The organism is Pseudomonas sp. R5(2019) (genome assembly GCF_009905435.1).
In the GTDB taxonomy this organism is placed as follows: domain Bacteria; phylum Pseudomonadota; class Gammaproteobacteria; order Pseudomonadales; family Pseudomonadaceae; genus Aquipseudomonas.
The window spans coordinates 25,667-51,967 of sequence record NZ_JAAAMT010000015.1; the positions used below are offsets into that span (position 1 = coordinate 25,667).

23 protein-coding genes are annotated in these 26,301 nt (G+C 56.4%); 14 read left to right on the forward strand and 9 right to left on the reverse strand.

Annotated features, from left to right (window positions below; genetic code table 11):
• The first annotated feature begins 206 nt into the window (after nt 1-206).
• From GUY40_RS12295 to GUY40_RS12310, 4 genes are all read left to right on the forward strand, one after another.
• Nucleotides 207-1,670, forward strand: a complete 1,464-nt coding sequence (locus tag GUY40_RS12295; protein WP_166569214.1) for a sugar porter family MFS transporter — start codon at nt 207-209, stop codon at nt 1,668-1,670.
• Nucleotides 1,671-1,855: 185 nt separating this feature from the next.
• Complete coding sequence (locus GUY40_RS12300) at nt 1,856-3,214, forward strand: carbohydrate porin (RefSeq protein WP_166569215.1); 1,359 nt, start codon at nt 1,856-1,858, stop codon at nt 3,212-3,214.
• A gap of 380 nt (nt 3,215-3,594) precedes the next feature.
• Nucleotides 3,595-4,935, forward strand: coding sequence for a tetratricopeptide repeat protein (locus GUY40_RS12305; protein WP_166569216.1), 1,341 nt, complete (start codon nt 3,595-3,597; stop codon nt 4,933-4,935).
• Between the two features lie 178 nt (nt 4,936-5,113).
• Nucleotides 5,114-5,275 (forward strand): DUF2986 domain-containing protein, encoded by a 162-nt coding sequence (locus GUY40_RS12310; protein ID WP_166569217.1) that lies wholly within the window; start codon nt 5,114-5,116, stop codon nt 5,273-5,275.
• 309 nt (nt 5,276-5,584) lie between these two features.
• Here the strand turns inward: GUY40_RS12310 and GUY40_RS12315 are convergent, their stop codons facing one another.
• Together GUY40_RS12315 and GUY40_RS12320 are read right to left on the reverse strand one after the other, a co-directional pair.
• Nucleotides 5,585-5,890, reverse strand: a complete 306-nt coding sequence (locus GUY40_RS12315) for a Dabb family protein (RefSeq protein ID WP_166569218.1) — start codon at nt 5,888-5,890, stop codon at nt 5,585-5,587.
• 77 nt (nt 5,891-5,967) lie between these two features.
• Nucleotides 5,968-6,840, reverse strand: a complete 873-nt coding sequence (locus GUY40_RS12320) for an intradiol ring-cleavage dioxygenase (RefSeq protein WP_166569219.1) — start codon at nt 6,838-6,840, stop codon at nt 5,968-5,970.
• Nucleotides 6,841-6,996: 156 nt separating this feature from the next.
• On the opposite strand from GUY40_RS12320, the gene GUY40_RS12325 reads away from it, so the two are divergent.
• Nucleotides 6,997-7,911 carry a LysR family transcriptional regulator gene (locus GUY40_RS12325; protein ID WP_166569220.1) on the forward strand — a complete coding sequence of 305 codons (915 nt, stop codon included), beginning with the start codon at nt 6,997-6,999 and terminating at the stop codon, nt 7,909-7,911.
• A gap of 56 nt (nt 7,912-7,967) precedes the next feature.
• On the opposite strand, the gene GUY40_RS12330 is transcribed toward GUY40_RS12325, so the two are convergent.
• Nucleotides 7,968-9,032, reverse strand: coding sequence for a maleylacetate reductase (locus GUY40_RS12330; RefSeq protein ID WP_371924797.1), 1,065 nt, complete (start codon nt 9,030-9,032; stop codon nt 7,968-7,970).
• A gap of 260 nt (nt 9,033-9,292) precedes the next feature.
• On the reverse strand, nt 9,293-10,207 hold the full coding sequence (locus tag GUY40_RS12335; RefSeq protein WP_166569222.1) for a LysR family transcriptional regulator: 915 nt from the start codon (nt 10,205-10,207) through the stop codon (nt 9,293-9,295).
• Nucleotides 10,208-10,488: 281 nt separating this feature from the next.
• Here GUY40_RS12335 and GUY40_RS12340 point away from each other — a divergent pair, with 281 nt between their 5' ends.
• The 6 genes from GUY40_RS12340 to mmsB all read left to right on the forward strand — a co-directional run bounded on the left by GUY40_RS12340 (nt 10,489) and on the right by mmsB (nt 17,478).
• Nucleotides 10,489-11,352: a sugar phosphate isomerase/epimerase gene (locus tag GUY40_RS12340; RefSeq protein WP_166569223.1), complete on the forward strand. Its 864-nt coding sequence runs from the start codon at nt 10,489-10,491 to the stop codon at nt 11,350-11,352.
• A gap of 53 nt (nt 11,353-11,405) precedes the next feature.
• Nucleotides 11,406-12,401: an inositol 2-dehydrogenase gene (gene iolG, locus GUY40_RS12345; protein ID WP_166569224.1), complete on the forward strand. Its 996-nt coding sequence runs from the start codon at nt 11,406-11,408 to the stop codon at nt 12,399-12,401.
• A gap of 49 nt (nt 12,402-12,450) precedes the next feature.
• Nucleotides 12,451-13,536 carry a Gfo/Idh/MocA family protein gene (locus GUY40_RS12350; RefSeq protein ID WP_166569225.1) on the forward strand — a complete coding sequence of 362 codons (1,086 nt, stop codon included), beginning with the start codon at nt 12,451-12,453 and terminating at the stop codon, nt 13,534-13,536.
• A 95-nt stretch (nt 13,537-13,631) separates the two neighbouring features.
• Nucleotides 13,632-14,699 carry a multiple monosaccharide ABC transporter substrate-binding protein gene (gene chvE / locus GUY40_RS12355; protein ID WP_166569226.1) on the forward strand — a complete coding sequence of 356 codons (1,068 nt, stop codon included), beginning with the start codon at nt 13,632-13,634 and terminating at the stop codon, nt 14,697-14,699.
• 56 nt (nt 14,700-14,755) lie between these two features.
• Nucleotides 14,756-16,291, forward strand: a complete 1,536-nt coding sequence (gene mmsA, locus GUY40_RS12360; RefSeq protein WP_166569227.1) for a multiple monosaccharide ABC transporter ATP-binding protein — start codon at nt 14,756-14,758, stop codon at nt 16,289-16,291.
• Complete coding sequence (gene mmsB, locus GUY40_RS12365; RefSeq protein WP_166569228.1) at nt 16,288-17,478, forward strand: multiple monosaccharide ABC transporter permease; 1,191 nt, start codon at nt 16,288-16,290, stop codon at nt 17,476-17,478. Before mmsA ends, mmsB begins: the two co-directional genes overlap by 4 nt.
• Nucleotides 17,479-17,609: 131 nt before the next feature.
• On the opposite strand, the gene GUY40_RS12370 is transcribed toward mmsB, so the two are convergent.
• Nucleotides 17,610-18,260 carry a DUF2459 domain-containing protein gene (locus GUY40_RS12370; protein ID WP_166569229.1) on the reverse strand — a complete coding sequence of 217 codons (651 nt, stop codon included), beginning with the start codon at nt 18,258-18,260 and terminating at the stop codon, nt 17,610-17,612.
• 187 nt (nt 18,261-18,447) lie between these two features.
• Here GUY40_RS12370 and GUY40_RS12375 point away from each other — a divergent pair, with 187 nt between their 5' ends.
• Entirely contained in the window at nt 18,448-18,768 is a 321-nt protein-coding gene (locus GUY40_RS12375; protein ID WP_166569230.1) for a hypothetical protein, read from the forward strand.
• 291 nt (nt 18,769-19,059) lie between these two features.
• Here GUY40_RS12375 and lpdA read toward each other — a convergent pair whose 3' ends face one another.
• From lpdA to GUY40_RS12395, 4 genes are read right to left on the reverse strand one after another with little or no spacing between them, the layout of a single operon-like run.
• Nucleotides 19,060-20,448, reverse strand: coding sequence for a dihydrolipoyl dehydrogenase (lpdA, locus tag GUY40_RS12380; protein ID WP_166569231.1), 1,389 nt, complete (start codon nt 20,446-20,448; stop codon nt 19,060-19,062).
• Between the two features lie 2 nt (nt 20,449-20,450).
• On the reverse strand, nt 20,451-21,722 hold the full coding sequence (locus tag GUY40_RS12385) for a dihydrolipoamide acetyltransferase family protein (RefSeq protein ID WP_166569232.1): 1,272 nt from the start codon (nt 21,720-21,722) through the stop codon (nt 20,451-20,453).
• Nucleotides 21,723-22,781 carry an alpha-ketoacid dehydrogenase subunit beta gene (locus GUY40_RS12390; protein WP_166569233.1) on the reverse strand — a complete coding sequence of 353 codons (1,059 nt, stop codon included), beginning with the start codon at nt 22,779-22,781 and terminating at the stop codon, nt 21,723-21,725.
• A 1-nt stretch (nt 22,782) separates the two neighbouring features.
• Nucleotides 22,783-24,015, reverse strand: coding sequence for a 3-methyl-2-oxobutanoate dehydrogenase (2-methylpropanoyl-transferring) subunit alpha (locus GUY40_RS12395; protein ID WP_166569234.1), 1,233 nt, complete (start codon nt 24,013-24,015; stop codon nt 22,783-22,785).
• A 236-nt stretch (nt 24,016-24,251) separates the two neighbouring features.
• On the opposite strand from GUY40_RS12395, the gene bkdR reads away from it, so the two are divergent.
• Together bkdR and GUY40_RS12405 are read left to right on the forward strand one after the other, a co-directional pair.
• A complete protein-coding gene (gene bkdR, locus GUY40_RS12400) occupies nt 24,252-24,737 on the forward strand; it encodes a Bkd operon transcriptional regulator BkdR (protein ID WP_166569235.1) in 486 nt (161 codons plus the stop codon).
• Nucleotides 24,738-24,929: 192 nt separating this feature from the next.
• A complete protein-coding gene (locus GUY40_RS12405; RefSeq protein WP_166569236.1) occupies nt 24,930-26,273 on the forward strand; it encodes a glutamine synthetase family protein in 1,344 nt (447 codons plus the stop codon).
• Nucleotides 26,274-26,301: the final 28 nt, after the last annotated feature.

Genomic DNA, 26,301 nt, shown 5'->3' on the forward strand with positions numbered 1-26,301 from the left:
GTGTGGTATACCGAGCGACAGTCTCCCAGACGCCGATCACGTTAATCGCTCCTCGTCCACCAGCGCAGGGTTGGAAAGCGCACGCGAGATTCGAGATTTTCAGTCAGCGAAAAACACAATTCCCTTAAGCAGGTTTTTCTTTCTATTTAGTGGGGATAGCCTCCCCACTACCGAATACACATATAAGTCTAAAAAAGGTAGATGCCATGCAACACGGTGATCAAGCCGCGCCCCGCTCTCAATCCAAGATCCTCTGGAGAGTGGCAGCAATCGCTACGATGGGGTCTCTCGGTTTCGGATATGACACAGGTGTCATCTCGGGGGCACTACCCTTCATGACCCTGGATCCCTCTCAGGGTGGCTTAGCTTTAACTCCTGTGACTGAAGGTGCTGTCGCGTCTTCGCTTATCTTTGGTGGTGCTTTCGGCGCCTTCTTCGTTGGCCAGCTCTCGGATCGTTACGGCCGCCTGGTCATGCTCAAGGTGCTTGCGCTGCTTTTCGCGCTCGGTGCCATTGGCAGTGCCTTGGCTCCAAACCTTTGGGCGATGATTCTGATCCGCTTTGCCCTGGGGTTCGCCGTTGGGGGCGCTTCGTCCATCGTTCCGGTATTCATTGCTGAACTTGCTGGGCCCAAACATCGGGGCCGGCTGGTATGCCAAAGCGAATTAATGATCGTCTCTGGACAGTGTCTGGCTTACGTTTCAAGTGCCACGCTTGCGCACCTCTTCGAAAACCCGGTGATATGGCGTTATATGCTGGCCATTGCTCTGATTCCTGCTGCATTGCTCTACATCGGGGTGAATTTCGTTCCAACCTCACCGCGTTGGCTCGTGGCGAAAGGCCGTATAGATGAAGCCCGGAAAATTCTGGTGAACCTTCGTGACACCAAAGCTGAGGCTGAACAAGAAGTTCGTGAGATCGTAGAGCAATGTACCTATGAAAAAACGCACGGCGGTATGTTCAGCAAGCTCAATGAGCCGTGGTTAGTAAAATTGCTTCTGGTGGGCATCGGGCTTGGATTCATGATTCAAGCTACGGGTGTCAACGCTTTCATGTACTACACCCCGATCATCTTGAAGTCCACGGGTATGGGGACAAATGCGGCCCTGGTCGCAACCATGGGAAATGGCATCATCTCTGTCATTGCCTGCCTTATCGGGATGTGGGCTATCAATCGGATGGGTCGCCGCCCGATGTTGCTGATGGGACTGGTGATGGTGGTAGTGGCTCAAGTTTTCCTGGGTGCGGTTCTGAACTTCATGCCCAGCTCGTTGCTGCAAAGCTATCTGGCGCTGTCCGGTATACTGGTTTTCCTCTTTTTCATGCAAATGTGCATCGGCCCGGTGTATTGGGTACTGATGTCTGAAATTTTCCCGACTCACTCTCGTGGATTGATGAATGGGATCTCAGTAGGGCTTTTCTGGGTATTCAATGCGATTGTGGCGTTTGCATTCCCGATCACGCTCAGCATTTTCGGCGGGATGACATTCTTCTTGTTCGCAGTGCTAAATATTGGCTCCATCATCTTCTGTGCTCGTTGCATTCCCGAGACGAAGGGGCTGTCACTTGAGGAAATTGAAAAGCTGATGGAGCGCCGTTTCAGCAAAAATACCAGCAGTGATAGCGAGTCGCTTGGGAAGAAGCTGGCGACCAGCACAAATTGGTCTTAGCGGTACCTGCCTAGTCAAGCAGTCACTCGCGGGCTATAAGAAGTCCCTGGCCCGCGAGATGTTTAGTTCAATCGAATCAGATAGTTTCCCTCCTTTTCGGAAAGTGCCCATTATGGATTGTTAGTCCTTAGTGCGAGGGCGCTTGTCTGAATCTCGGTGAAAAACAAAAAAAATAGGAGAATTAGATGCTTGGCGTGAATCACGTGCGCGCGGTAAATCCTCGCCTGCTTTTTGGGATGACACTTCTTGGTTTGGTCGGCACTCTTTCCGGCCAAGTATTGGCGGGTGATTTTGACTCATCTCGGTATGCCTTGGGGGATTGGGGTGGCGTTCGGTCGGAGCTGTATGACAAAGGCTATGATTTCACAATCGAATATACTAATGAGGTCGCCAGCAATCTTCAGGGTGGCTATAACGATGATCGTACTGCACGCGATGCAGACCAAGTTGCGCTGGGTCTACATATCGACCTGGCAAAAGCTTGGGGCTGGTACGGTGCACAGTTCCAACTCATGATTACTGAACGAAGTGGTCGCAATTTAGCGCTGGATCGCATCGGTGATCCTCGTGCGGGTATGCTGAGTTCGACTCAGGAAATTTATGGCCGTGGTCAGACTTGGCGCCTCACACAGATGTGGCTCAGCCAAGCGTTTCTTGACGGCGACCTGGATGTCAAGTTTGGCCGGTTTGGGGAAGGCGAAGATTTCAACTCTTTCCCCTGCGACTTTCAGAACAATGCGTTTTGTGGGGCTCAAGTTGCTAACTGGGCAGGGTCAGTATGGTTCAACTGGCCGGTCAGCCAGTGGGCGCTTCGGGTGAAGTACAACCTTGCACCTGAGCTCTACGCTCAAATAGGCGCCTTTGAAGTCAATCCTTCAAATCTAGAGGTCGGCAATGGCTTCAAGCTCAGTGGTAGCGGAACCGAGGGCGCATTAATTCCAGTCGAACTGGTCTGGTCTCCCAGGGTAAATGATCTGCCGGGAGAATATCGCTTGGGCTATTACTACAGCACGGCTAACGCTGATGACGTTTATGAAGGCGCTGATGGCCAGCCTCAACCTGTGACTGGAGGCGAATTCAAAAGTCATAGCAGTAAGCACGGCGCCTGGATTGTGGCCCAGCAGCAGTTGACGAGCCGAGCAGGTAGTCCAAAACGCGGTTTGGGTGTGTTCTTCAACGCCACAGTGCATGACAAGGAGACCAATCTTGTCGATAACTTCCTGCAAGTGGGGGTGACGTATAAAGGGCCGTTTGATGCTCGACCCAACGATGATTTTGGCATCGGGGTGGCTCGCATCCATGTCAATGAAGACGTCGCCAGGCATGCACGACTTAGCAATCAAATAGCGGGTATCGCCGACTATGAAAACCCAGCCTTCATGCCGATTCGTGATACTGAATACGACGCTGAGATCTATTATGGATTTGCGGTCACACCGTGGCTAATGGTACGTCCAAACTTGCAATACATTCGTCAGGCGGGCGGGGTAAAGGAAGTCGACGAAGCACTCGTCGCAGGCCTTAAGATTCAGACTCGTTTCTGACATTGATCCAGATATGTGTCCTGACGTTCTCGGCAGGGCACAACCTAGCCACTTGCACCCTGAGTTTTCTCGTTACTTAAACATCTCTCTCGACCCCAGGATTGCACCAAGTTGAATTGTTCGATCTACCACTCAAGGCGATAGTGGCGTCCACTCTCATCTCCCTGCCAGTCAGAGATCTAGATTTTGCGTAGAGCGTGATTTTCGCGCCGATTTTGATTTCTGCATCTGCACGAAAGTGTTTTTACACAGCCTCGGCCAGAAGCAGCCATTCACGTTTCGTCGGAAAAGTGTCTCTGAGCCAAATTCGGGGGGGACAATCGAGAGCGATCTTCACATCTCGATCATGTATGCCCTTAGGGCGTGGTCAGGAGGAAACCATGAGCAAACGCGACAAGCGTGGCAATCCTGTTTCCTATGGCTCGCAGGAGGCAATCGATGCTCTGGATAGAGCTTGCGACTTGCTGCATGCCTACCAGGCCGATCCTCTGGCTGCGGCTGACAAAATTATCGCGGAGCACCCGGATTTTGCGCTGGCCTACGCCTTTCGTGCTGGCGCGATTGCGACTGCGACCGACAAAGCGTTTGACTCAGAGCTGTTCAAGAGCCTGGACGCGGCAGAGCGGTTGGCACCGAAAGCGAATGATCGCGAGCGGCAGCATATCCATGCACTACGCGCTTGGTTCGACGGCGATTGGGAGCGGGCAATCGAAATCTGGGGGCGTGTTTCGATCGAGCACCCCCGCGATCTGCTGGCACTGCAATACGCCCATTTGGGCGACTTCTATCTAGGTTACTCGCACATGCTACGTGATCGCGTGGCTCGTGTGATGCCGCGCTGGGATAACGAAGTTCCTGGCTTTGGCTTTGTGAAAGGGATGTATGCCTTTGGCCTGGAAGAGGCAGGGGATTACCGGCAGGCCGAAGAGCAGGGTCGCGAGGCTGTTGCCTTGAACCCGCAGGATGGTTGGGCAGTGCATGCCGTCACTCATGTCATGGAAATGCAGGGCCGTAGCGAAGAGGGGGCTAATTACCTTTCATCCAGCGCCAATGCTTGGGCTCCCAATAGCATGTTTGCCTTCCATTTGTGGTGGCACAACGCGCTATTCCTCCTTGAGGCTAATGACGTGGCTGGCGCGCTTCGTCTCTTTGATGAGGACATTTCAGCGGGTGGATTTGGTCAAGCGCTTGAGCTACTTGATGGATCAGCGCTGCTCTGGAGACTCTCCCTGCTCGGTCATGACGTTGGAGATCGGTGGAAAGGACTGGCCAAAAAATGGGAGTCCCGTTGTGAAGACGGCTTCTACGCTTTTAACGACGTGAACGCGATGATGTCATTCGTGGGTTCTGGAAACAGTCGCGCACAAGCTCAGCAGTTGGATGCCCTGAAGCGGGCCGCTGCTGGCAGTGGTACCAATGCCATGATGAGTAGAGAGATTGGTGTGCCAGCGTGCGAAGGGTTGGTGGCGTTTGGTCGTGGGGATTACGCCCAGGCTATAGCGTCGTTGATGCCGCTACGCGCCAAAGCTAACCGCTTCGGCGGTAGTCACGCGCAGCGTGATGTCTTCTCATGGACGCTGACCGAAGCAGCTATTCGCCTTGGCAACCGCGCACTTGCCGAGGCACTGGTTGCCGAGCGCCTTGCATTAAAGCCTGAGAGCCCGATCAACCGCGCCTGGAAAATGCGCGCTGGTCAATTACAGTCGCCGCATGCGGGATAGCAGGAAGTCAATCAGCCGCGCACTGCGAAGGCGCGTTCGATCTCGATTGCTGCCCTTATCAACAGGCAGTAATCGGCTAGAAGCGGACCATGGACACAGTGCGCGTGACTCCGTAATGTGTTCTGGTTCAATATGTCAAGCTGATATCATTCAAGAATTTACACGCCGAGTGGGAAACATGAATCGTCGTAAAAAAATAAAGCAGCTATTAAAGGCTCACGAAAAAAAGGCCAGTGCCAAATTGGCCCCCAAAAACAAGCCTAAATACATTAGTAAAGCTGACCGATTGAAACCAGCTTCTGAACCCAGTCAAGATTCCACCATTTCTTCTGAGAGCTGATCTATTTATCTTAATCAAAACAGATTGCACCGCTTCTCATCGAATGCCCGCTATGGGTCAATTCTGTTGAAAAAGTCGGACACGGTTTCCACGGCAGAAAAGTACGCGTCTGAGATTGAATTCTTTACTTTGGGCAGAGAGCACAATTTCCAATGGCTGAAAGGGTACATCCTTCGTCTTTCGCATGCGCAAGATTTTTCGCCGGACATCGACGTGATCCCGTGCCTTCCGACAGTCGAAGGAATTAACGATTGTGAGAGCTCCATCAAAGTCTGAGCCAGACTGCCCGGACTTTGGTAGGTGGGGTATTTAACTCAGATAGTCGACCTGATAGCGATGGGTGCGCAGGTTGCCCAATGCATCGCGAACCCTAAGGTGTGCAGGGTGACTTGCGTATTCTTTCAGAGCGCTAATGGACTCAAATTCCGAATACAAAACAACATCACAGGCATAGTCAATCTGGCTTATATCGACACCAATTTCCAACACTTTAAGCCCTGGAATTTCATTGCGAATGGATTCGAATTCCAGCTTGACCTTTTGGATGTTAGCGCTGCGCTCTTGCTCGCTTTCACCACGCAAGTTCCACATGACGATGTGTTTGACGGGCTGCATTGTAGACTCCGAGTGGAGAGAGTTGTATGCATCGGTGGCCTCGAACGGCCACGGATGAAGTCGGGGTTTAGTGCGGGTCAGCGGCTTCGTGGATTAAGAATGAAATCAAAATCCAGGGTGAAGTACGGCCCGTCAATCGGTTGTCCATAGGGGTCGATACCGGGTTCATGCTGCACCCAATCAGCAATCAATGACGACCGAACACCAAATACAGCATCAGAGTCGAGATACTCGCCATTTTCCCGGAACACGTGGGTGACCAAGCGCTCGTGATCGGGTGAGGTAATCATGAAATGTAGGTGAGCAGGACGCCATGGATGACGATCAAGCGCCTTTAACATGTTGCCGACTGGGCCATCGTGCGGAATTGGGTAGCATTCTGGAGTGATGGTTTTGAAATGGTATCGTCCTTCCCCATCAGCTTGCAGTACGGCTCGGCCCTGATAATCGCCCTGGCCAAGCTCCGGTTTCTGTACATCGTAGAAACCCGCGTCATCTGCCTGCCAGACCTCCAATATTGCGTTGGGTACCGGGTTGCCATCGATATCTCGTACTTGGCCGCGAACAAACCATGGGGTGCCTGGCAACCCCTCACTCACATCAGCTCCCAGATCGTACTGAGGCGCGCCTTGGACGTGAAAGGGCCCAAAGACGGTTGCTTCGGTGCAACCCTCTGGCTTCTTGTGATTCTGAGCTGTGACCAGCGTGGAAAGCCCCAGCGTATCCGACAGCAAGATGAACTCTTGGCGCGTTGGGGTGCAGATATGCCCCACAGCGGTGAGAAACTCAATGCCCTTTTCCCACTCTTCTTCCGTCAGGCGAGTCTCGCGCGCGAACGCGTGCAAGTGCTGAACCAGGCTTGTCATGATTTCACGAAGACGTGCGTCCTCGGTATTAGCATTACGAGTCAGAACAGCCTGTGTGATGGTGTGTTCGTCCAGATTTCTCATAGGTGGCCCTTGGTACATTTTTGTTGTGTTCAGCGAATGGCTCGCGTGCACATGCCATTTCCCGATCAGGTACATCTAAGCTAAAGTGCCAGGCGGCGGAATAAAACACTGGCGGTGAAATTCTTTATTTCACCGGTGAAAAAATAAGGTGTGATTGTGGATCGGTTCCTTGAGCTAGAACTATTTGTTCATACGGCAGAGCTTGGCACATTGAGTAAGGCTGCTGAGCATCTGGATATTTCGAACGCTGCTGCCAGTCGGCTCTTGGCCGCACTTGAAAAGCGATTAAAGGTGCGCCTGATCGAAAGAAACACCCGGCGGCTTTCGCTTACGAACGCAGGCCATGACTTCTACACACGGTGCAAGAGTTTGTTAGCCGAGATGGCCGAAGCCGAGGCTTCCGTGAACGCGGCATTGGTAGAGCCAACCGGGACACTCACCGTTACGGCCACTATCTCTTTCTCCATGCTGCACCTGGCTCCATTGGTGCCCGAATTTCAGCGACTGTATCCTGGGATCAAAATCAAAATCATCGGAGCGAATCGTTACTACGACATCATGGATAGCGAGATCGATCTGGCTATCCGGACGCGGGAATTTGAAGCAGATTCGAGCATCACAATTCGGCGATTGGCCGAGACGCGGCGGGTATTGGCTGCCTCTCCTGCATACCTGGCCAAGAAGGGTTCTCCGAAAACGGTTGAGCAATTGCGTGACCACGATGTACTGATCTACAGCCATGCCAACCATCCGAATGTGATGGAATTCAGCAAGGGGGAGGAGAAGGTCAGCATCAAGGTTCAGCCAACGATGGAGACCAATGATGGACAGATTGTGAGAGCCGCAGCCCTGGCTGGGGCGGGGATTCTGGTGCAGCCGAAATACATCATCTATGACGATCTTGTCGCAGGTCGACTGCTGCCAGTGTTGGATGACTGGCACCTTCCTCGCTTGACCATCAACCTGGCGTTCCAGGATCGGCGCTACATGCCCGCAAAGACAAGATTGTTCATCGATTTTCTGCTGGAGCACTTTAAGCGAAACGAATACGAGCGGTATTGGACGCGCTAAAAAGACCCCGACTCGCACGCCTGACGCGTTGGGCAGGTCGGGGTAAAGCTCATGCATCAAGAGGGGCGGTTGCCCTCATAGGCGTTTTGCAGCAATTCGCGGATAGCTTCGCGCTCAATGGGGCGAGGATTCCAATACGGATTCGCCAGTGCGATGTCTGTGGCTCGATCCAGATCCGCCTCGGTAACGCCTAACGATTTCAACGTCAGCGGCGCCCCCAGCGATTTCGCCAGGTCATACAGTGCACCTCCGGCTGAATCTGCTTTCCCGCCCAGGGCTCGGACAATTCGTTCTGCAGCTTCGGGAGCGGCCTTTGCGTTGTACGCTATGGCATGTGGTAGAACGATCGTATGGGTCGGCGCATGTGGCAAATTAAAACTGCCGCCGAGCGTGTGGCAGAGCTTGTGATGAAGGGCCATGCCTACATTGCCAAGAACGGTGCTGCACAGCCAGGCTCCATATAGGCAGTCGGCCCTGGCATCCAGGTCCTTTGGTGCCTTGGTTATAGAATGCAGCCCTTCAGCCATTGCGCGAATGCCTTCCTCGGCAATCAACGACATCACGGGATTGCCATCTTGGGCATACAGACCTTCAGCTGCATGCGCGATGGCATTCATGCCGCTGGTCACGGACATATCGACGGGCAATGTGGCCGACAGCTCAGGATCATAAATCACGGTCTTTGGCAGGACGCGGATGTCCTTGCCGGTTTTCTTGATGCCATTTTCAGTAAGACCGTACACCGGGGTCATTTCCGACCCAGCGTAAGTGGTAGGGATAGCGAGAATGGGCAGGCCTGAATCCAGAGCGATTGCCTTGCCAAGACCAGTGGTTGATCCCCCGCCAATAGCGATTGCGCAATCGGCACCGAGGCGCTGTGCTACCTCGCGAGCTTCACGTGCTGTTTCAATCGGCACATGCATGACGGCCTTGTCAAAAATGCCAGCAGCGCGAGAGCCGAGAATATCAGCGATGTGCTCAGCCTGGTGGCGTTGCTCGGGGGTCGACAATACCAAGGCGCGGCGGGAGCCTAAATGATCGATTTCCGCCTCGAGCTGCTGCAGTGAGCCTTTACCAAAAATGACTCGCGCAGGGAGACCGGTATAAGTGAAATTAGAAATGGCCACGGATCAGTTCCTGTTTTTGTTGGTAGTGCCCATGGCCTGGCTGAGGTTGCGCAAAACGGAAGTATCCGGTCATTTCTAATCATTGCTTTGAATCAATGATCGTCGAGGGAGACGCGTGTCTCTTCTCCAATGCACATGGGCTGCCTCATTTCCCGGTGTGTTGCTTTTCCGAGTCATGATCGCAGCCTATCGTTACGCTAAAAGGTGAAAAATGCTTTTTATGAAAATCTTTGTTCCTCTGGTGAAATAATGGGTCAGCGAGTCCAAAGCCGCTCGTAATTATTTTCCCGGAACCGCTTCACCAGCGCTTCGATGAATAACCTGACTTTTGAAGGCATGTGGCGCCGCGTCTGGAAAGCGATATTCATCGTCAGGAGGGGGAGATCCCAATCATCCAGGACCGCCACAAGCTCGCCCCGCTGTAAATGGTCATGGACGATGTATTTGGGCTGAACGAGGATGCCCAAATTATCCAGCGCTGCTCGCACAACAAACTGGCCGTCGTTCGCCGAGATGAATGAACGCACGTTGACCGTCATCGACTCTGATCGACCTTTAAAAGGTAATTCTGTCGGATTGATCGCGTAGTCATAAAGGATCATTTTGTGCCGGAGCAAATCCATGGGGTTTTCAGGCACCCCGTGCTCTTCAAGATAGGCCGGCGACGCCGCCAGGATACGGCGCGTTTGCGCGAGTTTTCGAATGGTCAGATTGTTGTCGGCTTCGAATTGGCGGTTACGAATCGCTATATCGACATTGTTTTCCATCACATCGAGGTACCGATTGGCGGCTATCACGTCGACGCTGATCTCAGGATAGAGGCGTGTAAATTCTGGTAGCAGGGGCTCAATGTGCAAGAGGCAAAAGGAGAGCGAGGCTGTTACTCGCAAGACGCCGCTGGGTTTGACCACTGCATCACGAGCCACGGTCTCTGCTTCGCGCAGGTCGGCAAGGACTGAGCGACTTCGCCTATAAAATTCGGCTCCCACCTCAGTTAGCGATAGCTGCCTTGTGGTGCGCTGCACCAAGCGCACTCCCAGGCGTGTTTCCAGCGCGATGAGATATCGACTGGCAGCAGATATGGACAAGTCGAGCTTCTCGGCGGCCTTGCTGATACTGCCTGCTTCGGCGACATGAATGAAGAGCTCTATTTCTTTGAAAGGATCCATGGGGATTTTCCCGATTTTTGGGAAGCTGTATCCCGATCATACGGGTTTTTTCATTGGGTGGGAGAAATTAGACTCGGCGCAACAGGTGATAAAAACAAGAAGTGGTTCCCATCATGAAATTCAGTTTTCAACTCATGTGCCCATGTCCCGCCTTTCGTACAGGCTTACTGGCGCGCAGTCAGGGCATGCACTTCTTGTCCCGCCTCCAACGAGCCGCTGTAACAGCGATGCTCAGGTGCTTCAGTGCCCGCACACCCTTTACTGTCTGAGTGACTATCGTCATGCCAAAAACTCAAGTCGAACTTATCGCCTCCTATTGGACTATCGCGGGTGACACCCATCCTGGTGCTGCCAGTGAGATCAGTCCCTTTACCTTACAGGAGCGTGCTGAAGCCGCCTCTAAAGCGGGCTGGCGGGGAATGGGCCTTGTTCACGCCGATATCCTGCATTCCATTGAGCGCCTGGGATTGCCGACAGTCCGCAACATCTTTCAGGACAACGGCATGAAGCATCTTGAGGTCGAGTTTCTCATCGACTGGCACTTGGCTTGCGAACGTCGCACTGCCTCGGATCGTATGTGCGAAGAGCTGCTGGAAATCGCGGCGCAGGTGGGTGCTCGAAAACTCAAGTGCGCTGCCGGTCTTTTCGAGGAGGGGCTTGATGTCGGCCTCATGCGCGAGAGTTTTGCGATCCTCTGCGACAAGGCAATGCAATACAACGTTGACGTGGCGATCGAGTTCCTGCCGTTTTCAAGCGTGAACACGATCGATAAAGCGTTGGCAGTCGCTACCGATATTCGGCCCAATGGTGGATTGATGGTCGACAGCTGGCATATCGCCCGTGGCGGCATGGGCTTCGAGGAAATCAGCAAGATTCCAGTGGAGCTGATCAAAGGTGTCGAAGTGGATGACGCCGATCTTAATCTCGTAGGGGATGTTTTCAACGATTCCACCCACCACCGTAAATGCTGTGGCGAAGGTGAGTTGGAGATTCCGGTATTCGTCCAGGCCATTTTGGATACTGGCTATCGCGGCCCCTGGGGTGTGGAGCTGATTTCTGCCGAACTGCGCAAATTGCCGCTCGATGTGATAGCAAAACGAGCTTTCGAAACCACCATGGCTCAGTTCGAGAACGCTCGTTTCTGATCGCCAAATCAACATCTCTATCCATTGAATCCAAGAATAAAGAGGAAACTATCATGGTCGGTATTGCTGTTCTGGGCGCCGGGCGCATCGGCAAAATTCACGCGGCTAACGTTGCGGCTAACCCATTGGCACGTTTGATCGCTGTCGCAGATCCCTATGCCTCAGCTGCGCAGGATTTGGCGGGAGCGCTGGGCGCTGATGCCATGACGGATTGCGAAGCTGCAATCGACCGAAACGATGTAGATGCGGTGGTTATCGGTACTCCTACCCATACACACATTCAGCTCATGATGCGCGCCGTTCGCCAAGGCAAAGCAGTGCTCTGCGAGAAACCGATCGATTTGGATCTGCTGAAAAGCCAAGCAGCTGTAGAGGAAATTGAAGGCCTGAAGGGACGCGTGATGCTGGCCTTTAACCGTCGTTTCGAAACGACCTTCGCCGCTATGCGTGCGGCGATCGACGCTGGCGAAATTGGCGAAGTTCGCCAGGTGATCATCTCCAGCCGAGACCCAGGCCTCGCTCCAGAAGACTATATCCGCCACAGTGGCGGCATCTTCCGCGACATGACTATCCATGACCTCGATATTGGCCGCTGGTTGCTGGGTGAGGAGCCGGTGGAACTGACGGCTATGGGCAGTCGTCTGGTAGATCCAGCCCTGATGGAGAAATACGACGACTATGACACCGCCATGGTGCATATGAAGACGGCGTCTGGAAAGCAGTGCCATATCAATAACTGCCGTCAGGCGGTTTATGGCTACGATCAGCGTATTGAGGTTTTTGGCTCTAAAGGGATGCTGCTGCAGGACAACCTGCGTCCAACTACCCTTCGCCGTTGGACTCAAAACTCCACCGATTCGCGCGAGCCGCTGCTGAATTTCTTCCTTGAGCGTTACCAACAGGCTTATAAGTCGGAGCTGGATGCCTTCGTCAGCGCTTTGGTCGAGGGTAAACCGCTGCCGGTCACTCCGCATGACGGCTTGCAGGCGCTGCGGTTGGCGGACTGTGCCGTCGAGTCAGTTCGTACCGGTCGAGCTGTGCAGCTTTAATTGATGGTGGATGCCTCCGGGCATCCAGTCCAAGCAATAGGAGTACACCATGTCCAATAGCATTAATGCCAAACCGCTGGGCGTCGCTTGCCTCGGAATTACACATCCCCATACGTCGGGGCGGGTAAAGGCATTTCAACGAATGGCAGATGTCCGTTTTCTTGGTGCCTACGACGATAGCCCGCTATTAGAACCGTTTGTAGATGCACTGGGACTTCAAGCGCGCACGAAAGAAGAGATTCTGGCCGACCCTGACGTTCATGTAGTGCTGGTGCATCCAAAGAGCTACCTGATGGCCGATTGGGCAATTGAGGCCCTTGAAGCAGGTAAGGCCGTTCTTTGTGAAAAGCCTGCTGGCCGTGGAACGAAGGATACCCAGCGCATCGTGGAGGCGGTGGAGCGGACTGGCGGACTGTTTCAGGTAGGTTACTGCTGGCGATTCGCTCCTTCTGTAGAAAAAATGCAGCAGGTTCTGGAAAGTGGTGAGATCGGCAAGGTTCTTCAAGTTCGTGCCCATGCCGGCTGCTCTCATGATGAAGCGGACACCAATCACATGAAGCAACCCGGAGATCTGGGTGGCGCTTTCTACGTCATTGGTTGCCACACGATCGATCGCATCCTTCTGCATTTCGGAATGCCCAGGTCGGTCAATGCCCGGATCAGCAAATTCCAGGGTCAGATGAGCGACAGTGCTCGTGAAGATGCGGCAGCTGCGGTGCTCAACTACGACGATAAAATGGTGACCATCGACTTTATGTCGTGGGATCCGATGCCCTGGACTGAAACCTGGGACATCACGGCGTATGGAACCCATGGCGTGATGCACTCAACGCCGATGCCTGCTTCCTACAAGCTTTACCATGATGGCAAGAATGGCTATCAGCAGGGTTGGACGCACTGGAACGAAACCAGCTTCCCGGAAATCTGGGCGGTACGTAAAACGGTCTATTCGCCGGAAATTGCCGAGATCGGCAACCCTGTTTATTTTGATCGCGAGGCGTCGGCGTTCGTTCAGGCGTTGCGAAATGATACACCCTCCCAAGTGCCAGCAACCCAAGCTCACAACATCAACATTCTGCTAGAAGCACTCTTCGAATCGTCAGCTCACGCGGGACGGGAGATTCACGTCGGTTAATCCGACGGCTATCCCTCGCTGCTGTCCGCCCCTGCAAAAGGGGCGGATTAATAAAGTCGTACAACAAGAATAAACCTACGATTACAGGTGACAACATGCGCACGTGGATTAAGTTGGCTGCCACCGTCATAGTGGCCGCAGCAGTCGTCGGCTGCTCGAAAGAAGATGAGACAAGCAAAGGTGTTATCGGCATATCACTGCCTTCGAAAATGGAAGCGCGTTGGGTTTCTGATGGCGATAGCATGGTTGAAAAACTACACGAGCTTGGCTACAAAACGGATATTCAATACGCGCAATATGAAATTCCTACTCAGCTTTCTCAACTCGAGAACCTGCTGGTCAAGGGCGTTAAAGGCTTGATTATTGCGCCCATTGACGGCACCACGATGGCGGATGTTTTAAAGCAGGCAAAGGAAAAAGGCATTACGATTATTTCGTATGATCGATTGATACGAAATTCGAAAAATTTCGACTATTACGCGACGTTCGATAATTACAAGGTCGGTGTTCTACAAGGTGAATCTATCGTTAAGGCGTTGAGTCTTGACCAAGGCCAGGGCCCCTTCAATTTCGAAATTTTCGCTGGCTCCACTGACGACAATAATGCGCATGTTGTCTATGCCGGTGTCATGTCCGTCCTCAAGCCTTACCTTGATAGCGGTAAGCTGGTTATCCGTAGCGGTCAGGTCAAGCTCGAACAGGTTGCCACACCCAATTGGGATGGGTCTCAGGCCCAATCGCGAATGGATAACTTGCTGAGCGCCTTCTATGGTAAAGCTCACCTGGATGCTGTCCTGGCGATGAATGACCAGATTGCAATCGGTGTGGTCTCCTCTCTGCGCGGTGTGGGCTACGGTAACGGTGGCTCACCGATGCCAGTGGTGACGGGTCAGGACGCGGAAATTCCAAGCGTTAAGGCAATTGTCCGTGGCGATCAACATTCGACAGTATTTAAAGACACGCGTGCATTGGCTGAAGCTGCTTCATTGATGATGGATGGAGCGTTACAGGGCAAACCCGTTGCGGTGAATGACACCACCTCCTACGACAACGGCATGATGATCGTTCCGACTCAGTTGCTGGCCCCAGTGTTGGTGGAAGCCGATAACTGGAAAAAAGTTCTGGTGGATACCGGCTTTTACAGCGAAGACCGTCTGCGTTAAGCATTTACATGGCGCGTTCCTGATCATTTAGCGGCGCGCCTTATCGGAGATGGGATATGTCAGATTATCTTCTCGATATGCGCGGCATACAGAAGTGCTTTGGTGCTGTTAAAGCCTTGAGCAGTGTGAATCTTCAAGTCGGTCGTGGAGACATACATGCGATTTGTGGAGAGAACGGCGCTGGCAAATCAACACTGATGAAAATACTCAGTGGCGTCTATCCTGCAGGCACCTATGAAGGCACTATCCATTTCGATGGGGAGGAGCGCAGGTTCCTGGACTTGCGTGATAGTGAAGCAATGGGCATCTGTATCATCCATCAGGAGCTGGCGCTGATACCCATGTTGTCGATCACTGAAAACCTGTTCCTGGGTCACGAGATTGCGCACCGTGGCGTCATTGATTGGTCGTTGGCCCACCGACGAGCAAAGGAATTGTTAAATAAGGTCGGGTTGTCCGTATCACCACAGACGCCCGTCAATCAACTGGGTATCGGTCAACAACAATTGGTGGAGATTGCCAAGGCACTTGGCCGGGATGTACGTCTGCTGCTCTTGGACGAACCGACTGCCAGCCTCAATGAAAAGGACAGTGACCGTTTATTGGAGTTGATGCTGGAGCTTAAAAGCCGAGGCATCACCTCAATCATTATTTCCCATAAGCTCAACGAAATCGCTCGCGTTGCTGACGCCGTCACGGTCATCCGCGATGGCACGACAGTCGATGTGATCGATTGCCGCGCGACACCTTTGAGTGAGGATCGCGTCGTACAGGCAATGGTGGGGCGAGAACTGGCTGATCGATATCCTCCACGCGAATCTCAACTTGGCGAAACATTGTTTGAGGTAAAGGATTGGTCGCTTGAGCATCCCGAAAGGCCAGGGCATGACTTCATACGGCGAGTCAGCTTCTACGCGCGGCGTGGTGAAGTGATCGGGATTGCCGGCTTGATGGGGTCTGGACGGACTGAGTTGGCGATGAGCCTTTTCGGACGAGCTTTTGGACGCAACATACGCGGTAGCGTCCGACTCAATGGTAAGGACGTCGACCTCAGTTCGGTACGCAAGGCAATTGATATCGGCGTGGCCTATGCCACTGAGGATCGAAAGGGTGCCGGGCTCCTGCTCGGGGATGGAATTGGCCGCAATGTCAGCCTGGCAAATCTCAAGGCGTTATCTCGTCGCTGGGTCATCAACGAAAGTGAAGAAATGAAGGTTGGCGATGGCTATCGCCGAGCGCTACGAATTCGTAGTCCGGATCTGCGGCAACCTGTCGAACGACTTTCTGGAGGGAACCAGCAAAAGGTCGTTCTAGCCAAGTGGCTGTTTTCCAACCCCGAGGTACTGATCCTGGATGAGCCTACCCGAGGCATCGATGTAGGGGCCAAGTACGAAATTTATGGAGTGGTCAATGAGGTGGTCTCGCAGGGCAAATGCGTGGTGATGATTTCCTCGGAGATGCCCGAATTGCTCGGTACGTGCGACCGGATCTACGTAATGAATGAGGGCCGTTTTGTCGGTGAGTTTCCCATTGCCGAGGCCTCTCAAGAACGCATCATGCATGCAATCATGAAAAATGAGGTGATCCAGTGAGTGACGTAATTGCCCCTGTGGCGCCTAAAAACAGCGTACTGCCGGCGCTCAAGCGCGGCGCACGGGAATACGCCTTGCTCAGCTCATTGCTGGTCATCATGGTGTTCTTTCAGATCGCAACAAACGGCGCGTTGTTGCAGCCTTTGAACTTGACCAACCTGGTGCTTCAGAACAGCTACATCGTTGTCATGGCGCTCGGCATGTTGATGGTCATCGTCTGCGGGCATATTGACCTGTCGGTGGGGTCAATCGTAGGCGTCATTGGAGCGATTGCTGCGGTACTGATGGTTCAGTACCGGCTGGATTTTGTCACGGTATCGCTATTATGTTTGCTTGTGGGTGGACTTATTGGGGCCGCTCAAGGCTATTGGGTTGCGTTCTGGGGCATGCCGTCGTTCATCGTGACATTGGGCGGGATGCTGATTTTCAGAGGAGCAACCATTGCGATTTCCGAGGGAAAATCGATCGGTCCATTTCCTGAGGGCTTCGTTTCCTTGAGCGCCGGGTTCCTGCCTGATCCATTCGATGGGCAGACGCTACGGATCACCTCAATTATCTTGGGCCTGTTGGTAGTCGCCTGCTTCGTGATCGTCGAATGGCGGGCTCGCAGACGTGTTCTCAAGGCAGGGGCAGTGCCGGTTTCGGTACCGGTGTTCTTGCTCAAGAACGGAACACTGGGTGCCCTGATCGTTGCGTTCTGCTACCTACTTGCTACCTATCGAGGGTTGCCCTCGGTTTTGATCATCATGAGTCTGTTGATCGGTATCTATACGTTCATCATGAATCGTACCGTCATCGGTCGCTGGATTTATGCTGTCGGGGGGAATCTGAAAGCCGCGAAGCTATCGGGTATCAATACAGCCCGCGTCACGTTCTTCACCTTCGTGAACATGGGTGTACTGGCTGCAGTGGCAGGTCTGATTTTCGCTGCGCGTCTAAACAGTGCGACTCCCCGCGCGGGCAGCGGGTTTGAACTTGATGTCATCGCTGCGGTTTTCATTGGCGGTGCATCGGCGTCTGGTGGTGTAGGCAAAGTGGTGGGAGTGGTCATCGGCGCTTTCATCATGGGTGTGCTCAACAATGGAATGTCAATCATGGGAATCGGAGTGGATTACCAGCAAATGATCAAAGGAGCGGTTCTGCTCGCTGCCGTATTCGTGGATGTTTATCAGAAGAACAAGGCCTGAATCGGCATTCGTTTCTTCCAGCAGACACACCGCTGGCATGGTGCCCCAGGCGCCATGCCATTGGATTCAAGGCCCCGAAAAGGGATGTACTCGAGATGCTGCTTACCGATGGAGCTCACTGTAAGCGCGGGTTAGCGGGCCAGGCAAGCTGCGCCAGTCGCTGACGCCCGGCGCAACTGCGACATGACGCTCCCCGCTGTAACCGCCACGGCAGGCGACATTGGGCAACTGCTCGCGGCCAGCGCCTCTGCGACCCAGGTATTGCAGGTATAGAACAGCGAATAGCTGCCCTCGGCCTGGTAGAACCGGCTTTCGCCATACAGGCCAGGCCCGAGCGCCGCCAAGGTGCCCGCCGCTGAGCGGGTGAAGGTTCCGACCACGAACGCGAGCAGTCGCCGGTAGCCGTCCTCTGTCACCCGCACCTCGATGACCTCGCTTGCGGCGAAACTCCGCCTGGGGTCCCCGACAATCTTGACCACATGCAGTACGGTTGCCGTCGACCCGAACAAAGCCCGCAGGGCGAGGCTCAAGGTGGCCTGTGGGGCCCGGTAAAAGTGCTCGTCACCCCAGCCGAACTCGACGAAGTCGCCGTCGCCGAACGCTTCGGCCAGTGCGGGAAGCGCCTGAAGCAGATCAGGGCGCGCCGCAATCACTAACCCGGTATGCAGGCCATGATTCACGACATAGAAGGACCGCCAACCGCCGTCCTCACCCCTCGGCGGGACCGACGCGGCAGCGCAACCGAACAGCGTCAGGACCAGGGCCAGCACTACAATGCGCATACACAAGGGCTTGGAGGCTCGCTAACGAAACGTGGGAAAACCCCGGCAGGGGGCGCTCTATACAAGCATAGAAGCTTGCTCGCGCCGAAACATCCAGCCCGACTTTCCCCCTCAAGCAATCTCCCCATCGGCCGCTGACCTCCTCAACACCGTTGTTTTTTCCAATCAGCACCTGAGGATTTGCGCGATGAATGCGAGCATTCGGCTGGCGTGTCTGGTAATGGGTTTGAGCGGATCAACCGCTGTCATGGCGACACAGAACAATGTGATTCGATTCGAGGGCAGTATCGTGGAGCCTCCCTGTCCGGTCGGCGTTGAGCAAGTGACATCCAGTGGCGCAGGGCCGGGAGTGAGGGTCAATCTCAGTGGTTGCGCCCTCCGTCCAACCCCATTCGCCAGCGACCCGCAAAGCCATCTGGTTCATCCGGTCGTGAGCACGAAGTCGTCGGAGTTTTTCATTCCGGCCGACGGTGCCTCGCTGCTGCGGATTACCCTCAGCTATCCCTGAGGGTGGGAACGGCAGGCGACGACGTACCTCAAATGTGGGAGTTGGGCTTGCCCCAATGCCGGTCAGTTAAGGAATCGAACGCCGCAACATGTAGGAGCGGACCTGGCCGCGATGGGCTGCGAAGCGGCCCCGGCAATTCCGAAACCGCACGCAATCCCAGGGCTTGTCGTAGATATCACCGGCCTCGGGGGCTGCTGCGCAGCCCATCGCGGCCAGGTCCGCTCCTACATTAGGTGTTGCGTCGTTCTATTCCTTAACTGCCCAGCTCCTACTGAAGCCATCAGGTTTCAGCTAGATATGCAGCGCATGCCCCAACGCCCGCAGCGCCGCTTCCTGCACCGCTTCACCCAAGGTCGGATGGGCATGAATGGTCCCGGCCACATCTTCAAGTCGGGCACCCATCTCCAGTGACTGGGCAAAGGCCGTCGACAACTCCGATACACCTACGCCCACCGCCTGCCAGCCAAGGATCAGGTGGTTGTCGCGCCGCGCCACGACACGGACGAAACCACTTTTCGATTCCAGCGTCATGGCCCGGCCATTGGCGGCGAACGGGAACTGCGCCACCAGGCAGTCCAGGCCTTCTTGCTGGGCCATCTCCGGCGTTTTGCCGGCCACCACCACTTCCGGGTCGGTAAAGCACACGGCCGCAATGGCCATCGGGTTGAACTGCCGGTGTTTGCCGGCAATCAGCTCCGCGACCATTTCACCTTGGGCCATGGCCCGGTGGGCGAGCATCGGTTCGCCCGCCAGGTCGCCGATTGCCCAGACGTTGCGCATGCTGGTCTGGCAGCGGTCGTCGATGGCGATCGCCGAGCCGTTCATTTTCAGCGCCAGGGAGTCCAGATTGAAGCCAGCGGTGCGTGGGCGGCGGCCGACAGCAATCAGTACGCGGTCGCATTCAAGCTCGATCTCGCCGCCGTCCGCGTCCTTGGCTTTCAAGTGCTGGCTGGTGGCGTCGTAAGCCTCGACGCTGTGCTTGAGGTACAGCTTGATCCCCAACGCTTTCAACGATTCGGCCACTGGCTGCGTCAGCTCGGCGTCGTAGGTCGGCAGGATCCGCTCGCGTGCTTCGACCACGCTGACCGCCACGCCCAGTTTGCGGTAGGCGATGCCCAACTCCAGGCCGATGTAACCGGCGCCGACTACCACCAGATGTTTGGGTAGCGACGTCGGGGCGAGAGCTTCGGTGGAGGAGATGATCGGCCCACCCAGCGGCAGGATCGGCAGTTCGACGCTCTGGGAACCGGTGGCCAGCAGCAGGTGCTCGCACTGGATACGCACACCGGCGCTTTCGACCTCGACGGTCTTGCCGTCGACGATGTTCGCCCAGCCTTGAATGACCTTCACGTTGTTCTTTTTCAGCAGCGTCGCCACGCCGGTGGTCAGGCGATCGACGATACCGTCCTTCCAGCTCACGCTCTGGCCGATGTCCAGACGCGGTGCCGAGACGTGGATGCCCAGGTTCGAGTGTTCACTGTGGCGCTGGGTCTGATGAAACTGTTCGGCCACGTGGATCAGTGCCTTGGAGGGGATGCAGCCGATGTTCAGGCAGGTGCCGCCCAGGGCCTGGCCTTCGACCAGCACGGTGGGGATGCCCAGTTGGCCCGCGCGAATGGCCGCGACGTAACCGCCGGGGCCGCCGCCGATGATCAGCAAGGTAGTGCTCAGAGTCTGCATGGTCACTCCACAAACAGGCTGGCGGGTTGTTCGAGCAGGCCACGAATGGCCTGGATAAAGAGCGCAGCGTCCATGCCATCCACCACCCGGTGATCGAAGGAGCTTGAGAGGTTCATCATCTTGCGAATCACGATCTGGCCCTTGATGACCATCGGGCGTTCAACGATTTTGTTGACGCCGACGATCGCCACTTCCGGCAGGTTCAGCACAGGCGTACTGACGATACCGCCCAACGCGCCGAGGCTGGTCAGGGTAATGCTCGAGCCAGAGAGCTCGTCGCGGCTGGCTTTGCCGGTGCGCGCGGCAGTCGCCAGGCGGGCGATTTCTGCGGCGCTGTCCCACAGGCTGCGGGCTTCAGCGTGACGGACCACCGGTACCATCAAGCCGCTGTCGGCTTGCGTGGCGATGCCGACATGCACCGCGCCGAGGCGGGTGATGACCTGGGCTTCGTCATCGTAGCGAGCGTTGATCTGCGGAAAATCGCGCAGGGCGACGACCAGCGCGCGGACCAGGAACGGTAGCAACGTCAGCTTGCCGCGGCTCGCACCGTGTTTTTCGTTCAGGTGGGCGCGCAGTTCTTCCACGGCGGTGACATCGATTTCTTCGACATAGCTGAAGTGAGCCGCACGCTGAGTCGCCTCCTGCATGCGCTGGGCAATCTTGCGACGCAGGCCGATCACCGGAATCTGTTGTTCGTCGGTGCGCTTGCCGTAAGCCGCCGCTGGCGTGCTGCTGGCCACGCTCGGTTGTTCGAGAAAGGCGTCCAGGTCTTCGTGCAGGATGCGCCCGGCCGGGCCGCTGCCGTGCACATAACGCAATTCGATGCCGGCATCCAGGGCGCGCTTGCGCACAGCCGGTGATGCCAGTGGGCGCTCATGGGCTTCACGCGGGACCGGTGCTGAGGGCTGTCGCGGTGCAGCGGCGCTGGCCTGTGGGGCGGGCGCAGGCGCTTGCACTTCAGGTGCCTTGGGCGCTGCAGCAGGCGCAGCGGCTGGCACAGCCTTGGGCTTGTCTTCCTGATGGTTGCCGGTGCCTTCGACTTCAATGCTGATCAGGATGCTGCCAACCGCCATGACTTCGCCTGGCTCGCCCCCCAGGGCAATGACTTTGCCATTGACCGGCGAAGGGATGTCGACCATCGCCTTGTCGGTCATCACATCGGCCAGTACCTGATCTTCGACGACCATGTCGCCGACCTTGACGTGCCAGGCCGACAGCTCAACTTCTGCGATGCCTTCGCCAATGTCCGGCATCTTGATGACGTGCGTACCCATTTAAACCTCCATGACCCGTTTCAATGCCGCGCCCACTCGGGACGGGCCTGGGAAATACGCCCACTCCTGGGCATGCGGGTAGGGCGTATCCCAACCGGTCACACGCTCGATCGGGGCTTCCAGGTAATGGAAGCAATGCTCCTGGACCAGAGACACCAGTTCGGCGCCGAAACCGCAGGTGCGGGTGGCTTCGTGCACGACCACGCAGCGTCCGGTTTTTTTCACCGAAGCGACGATGGTTTCCAGGTCCAGCGGCCAGAGGCTGCGCAGGTCGATGACCTCGGCGTCGATGCCGGTTTCTTCCGCGGCGACCTGGGACACATACACGGTGGTGCCATAGGTCAGGACGGTCACGGCGTTGCCTGGCCGGGTGATCGCGGCGCTGTCCAGCGGCACGGTGTAGTAGCCGTCCGGCACGGCGCTGGCCGGGTGTTTCGACCAGGGTGTTACCGGGCGGTCGTGGTGGCCATCGAACGGGCCGTTGTACAGGCGTTTGGGCTCCAGGAAAATCACCGGGTCATCGTTCTCGATGCTGGCGATCAACAGGCCCTTGGCGTCATAGGGGTTGGACGGCATCACGGTGCGCAGGCCGCAGACCTGAGTGAATACCGCCTCGATGCTCTGGCTGTGGGTCTGGCCACCATAGATGCCGCCGCCGCAGGGCATGCGCATGGTCATGGGCGCGGTGAAGTCACCGGCCGAGCGATAGCGCAGGCGCGCGGCTTCCGAGACGATCTGGTCGGTAGCCGGGTAGACATAGTCGGCGAACTGGATTTCAACCACCGGCCGCAGGCCATAGGCGCCCATGCCCACGGCCGTACCGACGATCCCGCTTTCGGAGATCGGTGCGTCGAACACCCGCGACTTGCCATACTTGGCCTGCAGGCCTTCGGTGCAGCGGAACACGCCGCCGAAGTAGCCGACGTCCTGGCCGTAGATCACCACGTTGTCGTCACGTTCGAGCATGACGTCCATGGCGGAGCGCAGGGCCTGAATCATGGTCATGGTGGTGGTAGCCATGGCGTTTTCCACCTGAATTTTGTTGTTGTGGTCGTTCATGTCAGATCCCTAGCTCCTGGCGCTGGCGCCGCAAGTGGTCGGGCATTTCCTTGTAGACATCCTCGAACATGGTCGCGGCGCTGGGGATCTGGCCGCCGGCGAGGGTGCCGTAGCGTTCGGCTTCTTTCTGGGCTTTGATGATCTGCGCTTCGAGCTCGGCCGTGGTCGCCTGATGCTCTTCTTCGGACCATTGGCCGATGGCGATCAGGTGCTGCTTCAGACGCGCAATCGGATCGCCGAGCGGGAAGTGGCTCCAGTCATCGGCGGGGCGGTATTTGGACGGATCGTCGGAAGTCGAGTGCGGGCCGGCGCGGTAGGTGACCCACTCGATCAGCGTCGGGCCGAGGTTGCGCCGGGCCCGTTCGGCGGCCCAGCGGGAGGCGGCGTAAACGGCCATGAAGTCGTTGCCGTCGACCCGCAGTGAAGCGATCCCGCAACCGACGCCGCGGCCGGCAAAGGTACTGGCTTCGCCACCGGCAATGGCCTGGAAGGTGGAGATGGCCCACTGGTTGTTGACCACGTTGAGGATGACCGGGGCGCGATAGACATGGGCGAAGGTGAGGGCGGTGTGGAAGTCCGATTCGGCGGTGGCGCCGTCACCGATCCAGGCCGAGGCAATCTTGGTATCGCCCTTGATGGCCGAGGCCATGGCCCAGCCCACGGCTTGCACGAACTGGGTCGCGAGGTTACCGGAGATGGTGAAGAAACCGGCTTCCTTCACCGAGTACATGATCGGCAACTGGCGGCCCTTGAGCGGGTCGCGCTCGTTGGACAGCAACTGGCAGATCATGTCGACCAGCGACACCTCGCGGGCCATCAGGATGCTTTGCTGGCGGTAGGTCGGGAAGCACATGTCGGTGACATTCAACGCCAGCGCCTGGGCGCTGCCGATGGCTTCTTCGCCCAGGCTCTGCATATAGAACGACATCTTTTTCTGGCGCTGGGCGGTGACCATGCGGCTGTCGAACAGGCGGGTCTTGAGCATGGCGCGCATGCCCTTGCGCAGAATCTCCAGCGGAATGCCTTCGGCCCACGGGCCCAGCGCATTGCCGTGCTCGTCGAGCACGCGGATGAGGTTATGGGCAAGGTCGGCGGTATCGGCCGGGTCAACGTCGATCGGCGGCTTGCGGACCTGGCCCGCATCGCTCAGGTGCAGATAGGAAAAGTCGGTCTTGCAGCCAGGGCGGCCGGTCGGTTCGGGAACATGCAGACGCAGGGGTTCGTATTCGTTCATTGCTGTCTCTACGCTCGCTCTTGTCATGTGTTTTTGTTGGGCGTGGTTGAGCGGTGAAGCGGTTGGCTACAAGTCTGGCTCAGGGTTCAAGCCCTTGCTGACTTGCCAGTCACTGGTAGTAGCCATGCCTCATCATATTCCCGGGCACAGAGAATATTTCTCTCAAGTTCGTTGCCTTTGGCGTGACTTGGGGATAAATATTCTTTTTCGACTCGGTAATGAGGTTAAATTTTCTTATGCGCAAATTGGATAGAACCGACATCGGCATTCTCAACAGCCTTCAGGACAACGCGCGCATTACCAATGCCGAGCTGGCCCGCTCGGTGAACTTGTCGCCCACCCCGTGTTTCAACCGGGTCAAGGCGATGGAGGAGTTGGGCGTGATTCGCCAGCAAGTCACTCTGCTTGCGCCCGAGGTGCTGGGGCTGGATGTGAACGTGTTTATTCACGTGAGCCTGGAGAAGCAGGTGGAGCAATCGCTGCACCGCTTCGAAGAAGAAATCGCCGAGCGGCCCGAGGTGATGGAGTGCTATTTGATGACTGGCGACCCGGACTATTTGTTGCGGGTATTGCTGCCCAGCATTCAGGCGCTGGAGCGGTTTCTCGATTACCTGACGCGCCTGCCGGGGGTGGCCAATATCCGATCGAGTTTTGCGCTCAAGCAGGTGCGCTACAAGACGGCGTTGCCGTTGCCGGCCAATGGGTTGACGTTGCGTGGCTGAGGGCCCTATTCGCGGATAAATCCGCTCCCACATTCCCCGCTCACTATCTGTGTGGCGGGCTTTTATGTGGGAGCGGATTTATCCGCAAAGCTTTTACCTCCAACCTCGCTATCGGGCTTGAAATTGCCCACGGCCGGTGCGCATTCTGTACATATCACCCTCATCGGTTTGGTACACGACAAGGACCCTGTCATGAGCACCCTCGGCCACCGCTCACTCGCGGAACGCCTCAAAGGCATCGCGGAAGTCGAATGCGTCACCCCGGATCTCAACGGTGTGCCGCGCGGCAAGGTCATGACTGCCGCGGGGTTTCTGGAAGGCCGGCGCTTGCAGATGGCCCGTGGGGTGTTGCTGCAGTGCATCATGGGCGGTTATCCACCGGCGCGCTTTTATGGCAGCGATGACGGCGACCTGGTACTCAAGCCCGACACTGCGCAGGTTCACCGCCTGCCCTGGAGCGAGCCGACTCGGGCCCTGGCGATCTGCGATGCGGTCGAACTCAGCGGTGCGCCTTCAGCCTTGTCCACCCGCGGCCAGCTCAAGGCCGTGATCGCCCTCTATGCCGAGCGTGGCCTGGTGCCGGTGGTGGCCACCGAGCTTGAATTCTTCGTCTTCGCCCCCAACCCCGATCCGCAGCAACCGTTCCTGCCACCGGTGGGTGCCGATGGTCGTCGCGAAGACGGCAGCGCGGCGTTTTCCATCAGCTCCAACAATGGGCTGCGGCCGTTCTTTACCGAGGTGTATGCCGCCATGGCGGCGCTGGGCTTGCCGCGTGACACCTTCATGCACGAGATGGGCGTCAGCCAGTTCGAGATCAACCTGCTGCACGGCGACCCATTGCGCATCGCCGACCAGACCTTCCTGTTCAAGCTCCTGCTCAAGGAAATCGCACTCAAGCACGGCCTGATCGTGGTGTGCATGGCCAAGCCGCTGCGGCACACGGCAGGCAGTTCCATGCACCTGCACCAGAGTGTGCTCGAGCAGGACAGCGGCAACCCGCTGTTCAGTGACGCCGAGGGCCAGCCGACCCCGGCCTTCTACCATTTCATCGGCGGCCAGCAGGCGGCCATGGCTGAATTCACCGCGCTGTTCGCGCCGAACGTGAATTCCTATCAGCGCCTCAACCACCCGTTCGCCTCGCCGAACAATGCCTGTTGGTCCCTGGATAACCGTGCCGCCGGCCTGCGCATTCCGGCCAGTGCGCCGGTCTCGCGGCGGGTCGAGAACCGCCTGCCCGGAGCCGATGCCAATCCTTATCTGGTGGTCGCCGCCAGCCTTGCCGCGGGGTTGCACGGCATCGAGCACGAGCTGGAGCCGTCGCCACCGATTCAGGGTGAATTCCAGGTGCCGGAACATTTGTCCTTGCCCTGTACCTTGCATGCGGCGCTCGAGCGTCTGAATCGCAGCGAGTTGGCGAGGGAATTGTTTGGCCGTGAATTCGTCGAAGGATACATCGCCAGCAAGACCCTGGAACTGGCCAGCTTCGCAGACGAAATCTCACCTTGGGAGCGTCGCGTTCTGGGGATGCAGGTCTAGGCGATTTTTTTCGTCGACGCCCCAGCGC